Here is a 13,185-nt window from a genome sequence, read left to right as displayed (position 1 = left end):
GTTCGGCCAGCCGCCGGCAGCAAGCCGTGTCTTCAGTGCTTGTGCTCGCCGATCAGCGCCAGAGAGTCATGCTCGCGCTGGTTGGCCGCGTGGCGGCGCATCACCATCAGCATGGTGCTGGAAACAAACACGCCGAACAGCACGATCACGATATTCACATTCAGGTCCAGCTTCACCATCAGCGCATACAGCACCAGCATGGTCAGCACCGACAGGTTCTCGTTGAAGTTCTGCACCGCGATCGAATGGCCCGCACTCATCAGCACATGGCCGCGATGCTGCAGCAGCGCATTCATCGGCACCACGAAATAGCCCGACAGCGCGCCGATGATGACCAGCAGCGGATAAGCCACCCAGACATTGGTGACCATCGTCATCAGAATCACCACCAGCCCCATCGCAACGCCGAGCGGCATCACCGACAGGGATTTCTTCAGCGGCACGAAGCGGGCGGCGGCCACTGCGCCGAGCGCCACGCCGATCGCCACCACGCCCTGCAGGATGGCGGCGCGGTCAAGCGCCATGTGCAGCGATTTTTCGGCCCATTTCAGCACGATGAATTGCAGCGTCGCGCCGGCGCCCCAGAACAGCGTGGTCACCGCCAGTGAAATCTGGCCGAGCTTGTCGGCCCACAGCCGACTGAAGCAGCCGGCGAAATCGACCATCAGCTTGACCGGATTGCGCTCCTGGTGGCTGTAGCGGGCGCCGGTATCGGGAATGCGCAGGTTGAACAAGGCGGCAACGATGTAGGAGATGACAATGACAAACAGCGCGCCTTCCACCGGCGTATCGATGCCCATGTCGAAATAGGGCACGTCGACCGCCATCAGCGCCGCCCCGATCTTGGGATTGACCAGCGTGCCGCCCAGCACCGTGCCGAGGATGATGGATGCCACGGTCAGGCCCTCGATCCAGCCATTGGCCGCCACCAGCTTCTCCGGCGGCAGGAGTTCGGTGAGAATGCCGTACTTTGCAGGCGAATACGCCGCCGCGCCGAAGCCGACGATCGCATATGCAAACAGCGGATGCACGCTGAAAAACATCATCGCGCAGCCCACGATCTTGATCAGGTTGGTGATGAACATCACCCGGCCCTTGGGCAACGCATCCGCGAAAGCGCCAACGAAGGCGGCCAGCAGCACATAGGACAGGACGAAGAACAGCTTGAGCAGGGGGGTCATCCAGGCCGGGGCGTTGGTGGCGGCGAGCAGGGATATCGCTGCGATCAGTAAGGCATTGTCGGCGAGCGAAGAAAAAAACTGCGCTGCCATGATGGTATAAAAACCGCGATTCATCCGTTAGTGTCCGCTGGGAAAGTAGTATGTCTCCGAGACGCTTTATACCATGAAACTTCTGGTGTTCCGGCGAATTGCGGCCGGTTGGCGGAGTACGGTCAAGTAAAATGAAAAGTTGCTTGTTCATCACTTGAAAAGGTTGGTCCAAAAAATGCCCAGGCCCATTCTCGCCACGATTGATATTGCTGCCATGCAACATAACCTTGCCGTCGCCCGGGCCCACGCCGGCGCCGCCAGGGTGTGGGCAGTGGTCAAGGCCAACGGCTACGGCCATGGCCTGATGAATGCGCTGCGCGGTTTCGCCGATGCCGACGGCATGGCCCTGGTGGAGCCTGATGCCGCCGTCCTGCTACGGCAACGCGGCTGGCGCAAGCCGGTGCTGCTGCTGGAAGGATTCTTCGATGCGGCTGACCTTGAAGCCATAGCCAGCCATGGCCTGGACACTGTGGTTCACTGCGAGGAGCAGTTACGGATGCTGGAAATTGCAAGCCTGCGCGGACCCGTCAATATTCACCTGAAGGTCAACAGCGGCATGAACCGGCTCGGATTCCGGCCGCATCAGGTTGCTTCCGTGCATGCCCGTCTGCGCGCACTGTCCGGCGTCGGGCAGATTGTTCTGGTCACCCATTTCGCCAATGCCGACGACGAGCACAACCCGGCCTTGCCGCTGGCCGAGCAGGTGCGGCGCATGCGTGAGGCGGCGGCAGGGCTGGATGTGCCGCTGTCGTTGTGCAACTCGGCCGCCAGCCTGCTACATGGCGAACTGACGGAGGACTGGGTTCGGCCCGGCATCATGCTGTACGGCGGCACGCCCGGCGCGGCCCCGGCCGCCAGTTTCGGCCTGACGCCGGCGATGACGCTTTCCAGCCGCCTCATTGCGATACAGGAGATAGCGCCGGGCGAGGCGGTGGGCTATGGCAGCCGCTTCGTCGCCGGTAAGCCTACCCGCATCGGCGTGGTGGCATGCGGTTATGCGGACGGCTATCCGCGTCATGCGCCCAGCGGCACGCCGATCCTGGTCGGCGGTGTGCGCTGTGCGCTGGCGGGGCGGGTGTCGATGGACATGCTGGCCGTCGACCTGTCCAATGCGCCGCAGGCACAGGTGGGTTCGTCCGTGACCTTGTGGGGCGAGGGAATGCCCATAGATGAGGTAGCTCATGCTGCCGGAACGATAGGCTACGAACTGATGTGCGCAGTGGCGCCGCGGGTCGCTGTCGCGGTGCGCGGCGACAACTGACGACAAGACATGGCAAAAGCAAAAACCAATTACACCTGCAGCGCCTGCGGCGGCATCGCCAGCAAGTGGACCGGGCAGTGCCCGGCGTGCGGCGAGTGGAATACCCTGGTCGAAACCACCATAGAGACCGGCAACAACCGTTACACCACCAGCCAGCCGCAGGGCCTGGCGCAGGCGTCGCCGGTGATGAGCCTGGCCGACATCGAGGCGATCGACGTGCCGCGCTTCGGCACCGGCATCGAGGAATTCGACCGGGTGCTGGGCGGCGGCCTGGTGGCGGGTGGCGTGGTGCTGATCGGCGGCGATCCCGGCATCGGGAAATCCACGCTGCTGCTGCAGGCGCTGGCCAACCTGTCGCGGGTCAAGCGGGTGCTGTATGTGAGCGGCGAGGAATCGGGCGCACAGATCGCATTGCGGGCCAAGCGGCTGGCTGTCGATGCCCGCGAACTGATGCTGCAGGCCGAGATTCAGCTGGAAAAGATCATCGCCACCCTGGCCGAGCAGAAGCCGCAGGTGGCGGTGATCGACTCGATCCAGACGGTCTATTCCGATGCGCTGACCTCGGCGCCCGGCTCCGTGGCCCAGGTGCGGGAGTGCGCCGCCCAGCTCACCCGGGTGGCCAAGCAGACTGGCGTCACCATCATCATGGTGGGCCATGTGACCAAGGAGGGCGCGCTGGCCGGACCCCGGGTGCTGGAGCACATCGTGGACACGGTGCTGTATTTCGAGGGCGACACCCATTCCAGCTTCCGCCTGGTACGGGCGATCAAGAACCGTTTCGGCGCAGTCAACGAGCTGGGCGTGTTTGCGATGGGCGAGAAGGGCCTGAAGGGTGTTTCCAATCCGTCCGCGCTGTTCCTTTCGCAGCACGACAACCAGGTGCCCGGCTCCTGCGTGATGGTGACGCAGGAGGGCACCCGGCCGCTGCTGGTGGAAGTGCAGGCGCTGGTGGATGCGTCGCATCTGCCGAATGCGAGGCGGCTCTCGGTCGGCCTGGAACAGAACCGGCTGGCCATGCTGCTTGCGGTGATGCACCGGCATGCCGGCGTGGCGGCATTCGACCAGGACGTGTTCATCAACGCGGTAGGCGGGGTGAAGATTGCGGAACCTGCGGCCGACCTGGCGGTGCTGCTGGCGATCCAGTCATCGATGCGCAACAAGCCGCTGCCGCGTGGCCTGGTGGTGTTTGGCGAAGTGGGGCTGGCCGGCGAGATCCGTCCCGCGCCACGCGGGCAGGAGAGGCTGCGCGAAGCGGCCAAGCTGGGTTTTTCCCTGGCCATGATTCCGAAGGCGAACGCACCCAAGCAGCCGATCGAAGGCATGACCATCATTCCTGTGGAACGGATCGACGATGCGCTGGCACGCTTGCGTGAACACAGCTGAAAACGCAACTATCGAGAAGGATTTGCATAAAGAACCAAGCCGGCTGCGCCGTCGCCTTTAGAAAACCTGTCCGCAAAAAGCTGCAGGCGAGGGCATATGGAGTGCTGTTTGCGAAAGGCAGGGGAGGCGGCTTGAGGAGCCGTACCAGCGGAAGTCAGGCCTGATTGCGGTCCTGCAGCCTGTCCAGCACCAGGCGCGCCGCTGCGGTGCCGCTGCGCACCGCCGATTCCAGCGTGGCCGGATAATCGCTGTCGGTATAGTCGCCGGCCAGCGCCAGCCCTTCGATCCCGATATCGTTTGACGGACGCTGCAAATCGGGCGTGCAGGCAAATGTCGCCCGCTTCTCGGAAATCACCCGGCTCCACTGCGGTGCCGACAGGGCAGGCATGCGCAGCACCTGGGCAAGCTGCGTCGCGACCTGCGTCGCCAGCGCTTCGTTGCCCTGTTCCAGGGCGGCGCCGGACGCACTGACTACGACAGCCATCAAGCCGGCATCTTCGCCGTTCAGCTGGCCGCGGTCGAACACGAACTGGCCCCAATGGCCGGCCTCAGGCTCATCCTGCAGCGCCAGGAAAATCCGCGGCAGGCGCACGCTGGCGGCGTATTGAAGATAGACGGTGCTAATGGCTTCCCACTCGAACGCCGGCACGACGCCAGCCGGTGCCATCGGCGCAAGCAGCGCGGCAGCCTGCACGGGCGGTGTTGCGAGCACCACCGCGTCATGCGCCTGGGCCTGCGGCTGCATCCCGAGTAGCCAGCCGCGACCGTTACGCTCCAGCCGCTCGACCCTGGCGCCGAGCGCAAGCTGCCCGCCATGGCCTTCGATATGCCGCGCCGCATGCTGTGGAAACAACATGCTCAGGTCCACCCGCGGCAGCAGCATGTCGGACGCGCTGCGTCGGGCGCCCAGGCTGTCGCGCAGCACATTAAGGAATATCCTGGCCGAGGCCCGCTCGGGCGGCGTGTTGAGCGCGGCCAGACAGAGCGGCCGCCACATCAGACGCACCAAGGTGTCGGTCTGGTCATGGCGTTGCAGCAGTTCCTCTACCGTGCAGTCCCGGTTCAGCTGCCACCCCATCCAGCGCGCTGCGCTGGAAAACCGGGCGAGCGCCATGCGGTCGGCATGACGCAGGCCACGCGCCCGCAGCAGGGCAAGGCCGACGTGCCATGGCGCGGGAAGGCGCGGCGCGATGAAGGTCATGCCGGTGCCATCCGGGTAGCACATCTGCAGCGGCAGCCGCAGCAGCACCGATTCCTCCGCAACGCCGATCAGCCGCAGCAGCCGCAGTGTTTCCTGGTAGGCGCCGAGCAGGATGTGCTGGCCGTTGTCGAGGGCCCGGCCGTGGCTGGAAATAACCCGCGCGCGGCCGCCCAGGGTGCGCGACGCTTCATACAGCGTGACGCAGGCACCCCGCGTCGCCAGTTCCACCGCCGCAGCGCACCCAGCCCAGCCGCCGCCGACAACCGCAACCCGTGGCGCAGTCATGCCGGCCGTTCAGTGTCCCGAGACTCAGCCGCGCACATAAGTCTTCCACGCCAGCCACAACTTGCGGATCGGCGTCAGGGAAATTTTGTGCTCCAGCACATGGAAGCGATCTGCTTCGATTTCCGTCAGCAGCGTGCGGTAGATCGAGGCCATGATCAGGCCCGGCCGTTGCGCCCGCCTGTCTTCTTTAGGCAGCAGGGCATAGGCTTCTTCATAGGTTTGCTTGGCGCGCTCGGTCTGGAAGGCCATCAGCTGCTCGAAGTTGTCGCTGTGGCGCGCATTGAGGATGTCGGCAGCGGTCACCTGGAACTGCTGCAACTCGCTGATGGGGAGGTAGATGCGGCCCTTGCGCGCATCCTCGCCGACATCGCGGATGATATTGGTGAGCTGGAAGGCCAGGCCGAGGCGTTCCGCATACTCCAGGGTCTCCGGCCGGGTGGCCCCGAAGATGCTCGCCGACAGGATGCCGACCACGCCCGCCACATGCCAGCAATAGCGCTTGAGCGCCGGATAGTCCAGGTAACGGGTCTGGTTCAGATCCATTTCCATGCCGTCGACAATCGCCAGCAGATGCTTGCCATCGAGCGAATAAGGCAGCAGATGCGGTTCCAGCGCCTTGGTCACCGGGTGGGTCGGCGCGCCAGCCAGCATGGCGCCGAGTTCCTTTCTCCACCAGGCCAGCTTGGCGCGTGCAACCGACTCGTCGGTGGCCTCGTCCACCGTGTCATCGACTTCCCGGCAGAAGGCGTAAAGCGCCGTGATCGCGCGACGCCGCTCCGTTGGCAGGAACAGGAAGCTGTAGTAGAAACTCGAGCCGCTCTGGGCGGCCTTTTGCTGGCAATAATCGTCTGGTGACATGAATCGGGAAGTGGATGGAGGGCGGCCGAGCCGGGCAAAGCCGCTATGCTAGCCGAGAACCCGGTTTTAAGACAGGCAGGCACGCAGTCGACAGGGTGGCGGTGGGGGCGGCGTTGCCTGCGGTGGTCCGGCTTCAGCCCGGCTGCCGCGCCACTGCGCGGGCCAGCATTAGCGCCCAGTCAGCGCGGCCCAGCTTGGGGCGGTGGCGGAATACATCGTAATCGGCCTGCTCGATGCGTTCCAGGATGCGCAGCCCGCCTTGCATGATCAGGCGCAATTCCCAGCCAATCCGCCCACGCAGCCGCCGCGCCAGCGGCGCGCCTGACAGCATCAGCGCGCGGGCGCGGTCGACCTCGAAGCGCATCAGTGCGCGCCAGCGCTCATCGCTCTGCTGCCGGCCAATCTGCGCTTCCTCGACGCCGAAGCGCGCCAGGTCTTCCAGCGGCAGGTAGATCCGGCCCTTGTCCCAGTCGATCGCCACGTCCTGCCAGAAATTGATCAGCTGCAGGGCGCTGCAGATCGCATCCGACTGCCGCAGGCTAGGCGCGTCATGCATGCCATACAGATGCAGCATCAGTGCGCCGACCGGGTTGGCCGAGCGCCGGCAGTAGTCCAGCAGATCGGTGTACGTCGCATAGCGCACCGTCACCACGTCCTGGCGGAATGCCGACAGAAGGTCGCGCATCGGCTGCAGCGGCAATGCATGGGCAACAGCCATTTGCGCCAGGCGGACAAACAGCGCTGGCTCAACAGACTGTCCGGCTTCGATGCGGTCTAATTGCGCCGCATAGTCCTGCAGCGATGCCAGCCGCTGGTCGGCGCTGGCGTCGCCTTCGTCGGCGATATCGTCGGCGCTGCGGGCGAATGCATAGATGGCTTCCACAGGCGGGCGCAGGCGCGCCGGCAGCAGGAAAGAAGCAACCGGGAAGTTTTCATAATGATCAACTGACATCGATTTCCTGAAATCCAAATGCCTTATAATTACTAACTCATCAGTCAGTAACCATCCGGTCTACATGCTGCGGCGCTCGTCATTGCGGCCGGAGCGTTTTTTTGCCCCGAATAGTAAAGGAATTCACCGTGCCCAACCTGAACCACGCGCGCGCCATGTCGCCGCGACGCACCGCCAGCGCCTATCTCGCAACGGCCGGCCTGGCGCTGAGCCTGGTCCTGGCCGGCTGCTCCAAGCCGGTGGAAAAGGTGGAGGAAGTGCGGCCGGTGCGGGCAATCAAGATGACCGCGGCCAATTCGCGCACGGTGGCGCAGTTTTCAGGCGAAATACGGGCGCGCTATGAATCGCGGCTGGGTTTTCGCGTCGGCGGCAAGATCGTCGCGCGCAAGGTCGACGTGGGCGCCATGGTCAAGCGCGGCCAGCTGCTGATGCAGCTCGATCCGCAGGACCTGCAACTGGCGCAATCGCAAGCCAACGCCGCGCTGGGCGCGGCCGAAAGCAATCTCGAGCTGGCCAAGGCCGAACTGGCGCGCTACAAGGATCTTCGGGAAAAGAACTTCGTCAGCCAGGCGGTGCTCGATGCCAAGGAGACTGCCTACCGCTCCGCCCGCGCCACGCGCGACCAGGCCGCGGCCGCGCTGCGCACCCAGCGCAACCAGACCGGCTACGGCAACCTGGTGGCCGACGTCGACGGCGTGGTCACCGGCATCGATGCCGAGACCGGGCAGGTGGTTGCTGCCGGCACGCCGGTGGTGCGGCTGGCGCAGCTGGGCGAAAAGGAAGTCGTCATCAGCATTCCGGAAGACCAGGTCGACGCGCTGCGCAAGGTCAGCGATGTAACGGTGCGCACCTGGGCCAATCCCGACGAGGCGCTGCCCGGCAAGCTGCGCGAATTGTCGCCGGTGGCCGACACCGCCACCCGCACCTATACCGCCAAGATCAGCCTGCCCAAGGCGCCTGAGGATGTGCGGCTGGGCATGACGGCCTATGTCACCTTCAGCGCCAACGGCGAGAATCCCATGCTCAAGGTACCGCTGACGGCGCTGGTGCAGAACCAGGGCGCCAGTGCGGTCTGGCTGGTGGAAAACGGCACGGTCAGGCTGGCGCCGGTCCAGCTTGCCGGCGCCTCCGGCAATGAGATGCTGATCGCTTCCGGCATCAATCCGGGCCAGGTCGTCGTGACCGCCGGCGTGCACCTGCTCAAGCCCGGCCAGAAAGTCACCGTACTCGATGCCGAGCCGGTTGCCCAGAACAACGCTGGGACCGCGAAATGAAGGGCGGCTTCAACCTGTCGCGCTGGGCGCTCGAACACATACCGCTGATCCGCTACCTGATGGTGGTGCTGCTGCTGGGCGGCGTGCTCAGCTACAGCAAGCTGGGGCAGGACGAGGACCCGCCATTCACCTTCCGCGCCATGGTCGTGCGCGCCTACTGGCCCGGCGCCACTTCGCTGCAGATGGCTGACCAGGTCACCGACAAGCTGGAAAAGAAGCTGCAGGAAACGCCCTTCATCGACCGCATCAGCAGCTATTCCAAGCCCGGCGAGACCCTGATCATCCTGAACCTGCGCGAGTCGACGCCGCCGCGCGAGGTGCAGAACGCCTGGTACCAGGTGCGCAAGAAGATCGGCGACATCCGCAACACGCTGCCCGGCGGCGTGGCCGGCCCGTTCTTCAATGACGAGTTCGGCGACACTTTCGGCTCCATCTTCGCGCTCTCCGGCGACGGCTTCACCTATGCCGAAGTCAAGGACTATGCCGACTTCGTGCGCCAGCAGTTGCTGAAGGTGCCGTCGGTATCCAAGGTCGAGCAGTACGGCGTGCAGGACGAAAAGATCTATATCGAGTTTTCCCACAAGCGCTTCTCGCAGCTTGGCGTGCCGTTCGAGACCGTTGTCGCCCAGATCAATGCGCAGAACGCGGTTGAGGCCACAGGCGTGCTGGTCACCCCCAGCGACAACCTGCAGGTCAGGGTCAGCGGCGCACTGCGTTCCGTGTCCGACCTGGAAAACCTGCAGCTGCGCGCCAACGGCAGCAGCTTCCGGCTGGGCGACTTCGCCACCGTGCGGCGCGGCTTTCGTGATCCGCCGCAGGACAAGATGCGCTTCAACGGCCATGAGGTGATCGGCCTGGGCATATCGATGGAGCGCGGCGGCAATATCATCGAACTCGGCAAGAACCTGCAGAAGGCCGCCGCCGAGATCCGCGCCAAGCTGCCGGTGGGCATCGAGCTGCAGCAGGTCACCAACCAGCCGGAAGCGGTTGCCTCCTCGGTCAATGAATTCGTCCATACCCTGATCGAGGCCGTGCTGATCGTGCTGGCGGTGAGCTTCATCGCGCTGGGCCTGCATACCAAGCCCCTGCGGCTGGATGTGCGGCCCGGCCTGGTGGTGGCGCTGACCATTCCGCTGGTGCTGGCCGTGACCTTCCTGTTCATGCGCATCCTCGGCATCGACCTGCACAAGATCTCGCTCGGCGCGCTCATCATCGCGCTGGGCCTTCTGGTCGATGACGCCATCATCGCGGTGGAAATGATGGTGCGCAAAATGGAGGAGGGCCTGTCGCGCTTCGACGCCGCCACCTTCGCCTATACCTCCACGGCGATCCCGATGCTGACCGGCACCCTGATCACCGCGGCCGGCTTCCTGCCGATCGGCCTGGCCAAGTCGGCCGCTGGCGAATACACCTTCTCGATGTTCTCGGTCAATGCGCTGGCGCTGCTGATCTCCTGGCTGGCGGCCGTGATCTTCACGCCCTACATCGGCTACCTGCTGCTGAAGGTCAAGCCCGCAGCCCATGCCGACGGCCACCACGAGCTGTTCGACACGCCGTTCTACACCCGCTTCCGGCGCCTGGTGACGCACTGCGTCGAATGGCGCAAGGCCACCATCGCCATCACGCTGGCCATCTTCGCGCTGGGCGTACTGGGCTTTCGCTTCATCGAGCAGCAGTTCTTCCCCGACTCGTCGCGGCCCGAGCTGATGGTCGAAATGTGGCTGCCCGAGGGCGCATCCTTTGGCGCCACCGAAAACCAGGTGAAGAAGTTCGAAGCCTTCCTCGCAAAGCAGGACAGCGTGCGCAGCTATACCAGCTATGTCGGCACCGGCAGCCCGCGATTCTATCTGCCGCTGGACCAGATCTTCCCGCAGACCAACGTCGCGCAATTGGTTGTCGTGCCCAAGGACCTGAAGAGCCGCGAGGCGATGCGCCAGAAGATCACCGAGCTGTTCAAGACCGATTTCCCGGAAGTGCGCGGCCGCGTGCGGCTGCTGCCCAACGGGCCGCCGGTGCCTTACCCGGTGCAGTTCCGGGTCAGCGGCCTGGAAGTGGGCAAGGTGCGCGAGGTGGCCGACAAGGTCAAGGAAATCATGCGCGCCAATCCCAACACGCTGGGCGTGAACGACAACTGGAACGAGTCGGTCAAGGTGCTGCGCCTGGACCTGGATCAGGACAAGCTGCGCGCGCTGGGCGTCACCTCTCAGACCGTCATGCGCACCGCCAATACCATCCTGTCCGGCACCACCATCGGCCAGTTCCGCGAAGGCGACAAGCTGATCGACATCGTGATGCGCCAGCCGGTCGACGAGCGTTCCAGCATCGAGCTGCTCAATGGCACCAGCGTGCCCACCGCCAGCGGCAAGGCGGTCACCATTTCGCAGCTGGCGCGCGCGCATTTCGTCTGGGAGCCGGGCGTGGTCTGGCGCGAGGGCAGGGAATGGGCGATCACGGTGCAGGCCGACGTCGCCGAAGGCATACAGGGCCCGACAGTGTCGAACCAGCTCGATCCCAAGCTCAACGAACTGCGCGCCGCGCTGCCCGCCGGTTACCAGATCAAGCTCGCTGGCGCCATTGCCGACAGCGGCAAGGCGCAGGACTCGATCGCCGCCAATGTGCCGCTGGTGATCTTCATCATCTTCACCCTGCTGATGCTGCAGCTGCACAGCTTCTCGCGTTCGCTGCTGGTGTTCCTGACCGGCCCGCTTGGCGTGACCGGCGCAGCGATGGCGCTGCTGATTCTGCAGCGGCCGTTCGGCTTCGTCGCCCAGCTCGGCGTGATCGCGCTGTTCGGCATGATCATCCGCAACTCGGTGATCCTGATCGACCAGATCGAGCAGGACATCGCCGACGGCGCCGAGCCATGGAACGCGGTGGTGGAGTCGGCGGTGCGCCGCTTCCGGCCCATCATCCTGACCGCGGCGGCGGCCGTGCTGGCGATGATTCCGCTGTCGCGCTCGGTGTTCTGGGGCCCGATGGCGGTGGCCATCATGGGCGGCCTGATCGTGGCAACCGGCCTCACCCTGCTGTTCCTGCCGGCCCTGTACGCCGCCTGGTTCCGGGTCAAGCGGCCGCAGCCGATGGCATAATGTCAAAAATCACGGCGGCAGCCGGAAAAATCCAGTAAAATCCGCGCTTGAAGTTGAAATGCCGATCGCAACGGCACAGCAGGGCGACCCACTTGCACTTCCCGGTCGCCCTTTGCTTTTGCACCGGACTATTTGCGCGAGGATGGCGAAATTGGTAGACGCACCAGGTTTAGGTCCTGACGCCAGCAATGGTGTGGGGGTTCGAGTCCCCCTCCTCGCACCACAGAACGATTATTTTTTGGACGATTCACATGGCAACTGAAGTCGAAACTCTGGAAAAACTTGAGCGTCGCATCACGATCACGCTGCCGCTGGCTGATGTGCAGGCGGAAGTGGAAAAGCAACTCAAACTCCGCGCCCGCACCGCCAAGGCCCCCGGTTTCCGGCCTGGCAAGGTACCGATGAAGATGGTGGCGCAGCAGTACGGCTATCAGGTGGAATCGGACGTGCTCAATGACAAGGTCGGCCGCGCATTCGCCGCAGCGACCGACGAGAACCAGTTGCGCGTGGCTGGCTTCCCGAAGATCGAAGCCAAGGAAGGCGCTCCGGATGGCATGGTTGCCTTCGACGCCACCTTCGAGGTCTATCCCGAAGTGAAGGTCGGCGACCTGTCCGGCGCCGAGATCGAGCGCACTGTCGCCGAAGTCTCGCCGGCTGAAATCGACAAGACCATCGACATCCTGCGCAAGCAGCGCGTGCACTACCACGTCAAGGGCGAGCACGGCGAGCATGGCGACGGCGGCGCAGACCAGACTGCACAGAACGGTGACCGCGTCACCATCGACTTCGTCGGCAAGATCGACGACGTTGAATTCCCGGGCGGTAAAGCCGACGACTACGCATTCGTGCTGGGCGAAGGCCGCATGCTGCCGGAATTCGAAGCCGCTACCGTCGGCCTCAAAGTGGGCGAGTCCAAGACCTTCGACCTGCATTTCCCCGAGGACTACCATGGCAAGGACGTGGCCGGCAAGACCGCCCAGTTCACCGTGACCCTGAAGAAGCTGGAATGGGCGCACATGCCGGAAGTCGATGCCGAATTCGCCAAGTCGCTGGGCATCCCCGACGGCGACCTCGACAAGATGCGCGAGGACATCAAGTCCAACCTCGAGCGTGAAGTGCAGAATCGTGCCAAGGCCAAGACCAAGGACAGCGTGATGGATGCGCTGATCAAGCAGGTCGAGCTGGACGTGCCCAAGTCCCTGGTTGACCAGGAAGTCGAGCGCCTGATGGAAATGACCCGTCAGGACATGCAGCAGCGCGGCATGAACATGAAGGACATGCCTTTCCCGCGCGAGCTGTTCACGGCTCAGGCCGAGCGCCGTGTCCGTCTGGGACTGATCCTGGCTGACCTGGTCAAGGAGCAGAACCTGCAGGCCACGCCGGAGCAGGTCAAGGCCCAGGTGGAAGAGTTCGCCAAGAGCTACGAAGACCCGCAGGAAGTGATGAAGTACTATTTCAGCGATCGTCGCCGCCTGTCGGAAGTCGAGGCCCTTGTATTGGAAGAAAACGTCGTCAATTACGTGCTTGGCAAGGCGAAGGTCACTGACAAGCCGGTGAGCTTCGACGAATTGATGGCTAATAACGCGCAGGGCTGAGTCCCCGGCGCGATCT

Annotated in this window: 9 protein-coding genes and 1 tRNA gene; 6 read left to right on the top strand and 4 right to left on the bottom strand. The window is 64.2% G+C overall.

Annotation, left to right across the window (positions count from 1 at the left end):
* Positions 1-32: 32 nt before the first annotated feature.
* The gene (lplT, locus tag KTQ42_RS06340; RefSeq protein ID WP_217344744.1) at positions 33-1,295 is read right to left on the bottom strand and encodes a lysophospholipid transporter LplT; all 1,263 of its coding nucleotides are present in this window, start codon (positions 1,293-1,295) and stop codon (positions 33-35) included.
* A 151-nt stretch (positions 1,296-1,446) separates the two neighbouring features.
* Between lplT and alr the strand changes: the two genes are divergently transcribed.
* Entirely contained in the window at positions 1,447-2,532 is a 1,086-nt protein-coding gene (alr, locus tag KTQ42_RS06335; protein ID WP_217344743.1) for an alanine racemase, read from the top strand.
* A gap of 9 nt (positions 2,533-2,541) precedes the next feature.
* Complete coding sequence (gene radA, locus KTQ42_RS06330; protein WP_217344742.1) at positions 2,542-3,915, top strand: DNA repair protein RadA; 1,374 nt, start codon at positions 2,542-2,544, stop codon at positions 3,913-3,915.
* 154 nt (positions 3,916-4,069) lie between these two features.
* Here radA and hpnE read toward each other — a convergent pair whose 3' ends face one another.
* From hpnE to hpnC, 3 genes are all read right to left on the bottom strand, one after another.
* The gene (gene hpnE, locus KTQ42_RS06325; protein ID WP_217344741.1) at positions 4,070-5,401 is read right to left on the bottom strand and encodes a hydroxysqualene dehydroxylase HpnE; all 1,332 of its coding nucleotides are present in this window, start codon (positions 5,399-5,401) and stop codon (positions 4,070-4,072) included.
* A gap of 24 nt (positions 5,402-5,425) precedes the next feature.
* Positions 5,426-6,259: a presqualene diphosphate synthase HpnD gene (gene hpnD / locus KTQ42_RS06320; RefSeq protein ID WP_217344740.1), complete on the bottom strand. Its 834-nt coding sequence runs from the start codon at positions 6,257-6,259 to the stop codon at positions 5,426-5,428.
* Positions 6,260-6,392: 133 nt separating this feature from the next.
* Positions 6,393-7,211, bottom strand: coding sequence for a squalene synthase HpnC (gene hpnC / locus KTQ42_RS06315; RefSeq protein WP_217344739.1), 819 nt, complete (start codon positions 7,209-7,211; stop codon positions 6,393-6,395).
* A gap of 101 nt (positions 7,212-7,312) precedes the next feature.
* Between hpnC and KTQ42_RS06310 the strand changes: the two genes are divergently transcribed.
* From KTQ42_RS06310 to tig, 4 genes are all read left to right on the top strand, one after another.
* The gene (locus KTQ42_RS06310; protein WP_349292127.1) at positions 7,313-8,485 is read left to right on the top strand and encodes an efflux RND transporter periplasmic adaptor subunit; all 1,173 of its coding nucleotides are present in this window, start codon (positions 7,313-7,315) and stop codon (positions 8,483-8,485) included.
* Entirely contained in the window at positions 8,482-11,574 is a 3,093-nt protein-coding gene (locus tag KTQ42_RS06305) for an efflux RND transporter permease subunit (protein WP_217344738.1), read from the top strand. The genes KTQ42_RS06310 and KTQ42_RS06305 overlap by 4 nt, the downstream gene beginning before the upstream one ends.
* 136 nt (positions 11,575-11,710) lie before the next feature.
* Positions 11,711-11,797 (top strand) — tRNA-Leu (locus tag KTQ42_RS06300).
* A gap of 28 nt (positions 11,798-11,825) precedes the next feature.
* Positions 11,826-13,169, top strand: a complete 1,344-nt coding sequence (gene tig, locus KTQ42_RS06295; protein WP_217344737.1) for a trigger factor — start codon at positions 11,826-11,828, stop codon at positions 13,167-13,169.
* Positions 13,170-13,185: the final 16 nt, after the last annotated feature.

Origin of the sequence: Noviherbaspirillum sp. L7-7A (assembly GCF_019052805.1) — a bacterium.
Taxonomy (GTDB): domain Bacteria; phylum Pseudomonadota; class Gammaproteobacteria; order Burkholderiales; family Burkholderiaceae_D; genus Noviherbaspirillum_A.
The sequence above is the reverse complement of the archived record's forward strand: the minus strand, read 5'-3'. Positions and strand labels throughout refer to the sequence as shown.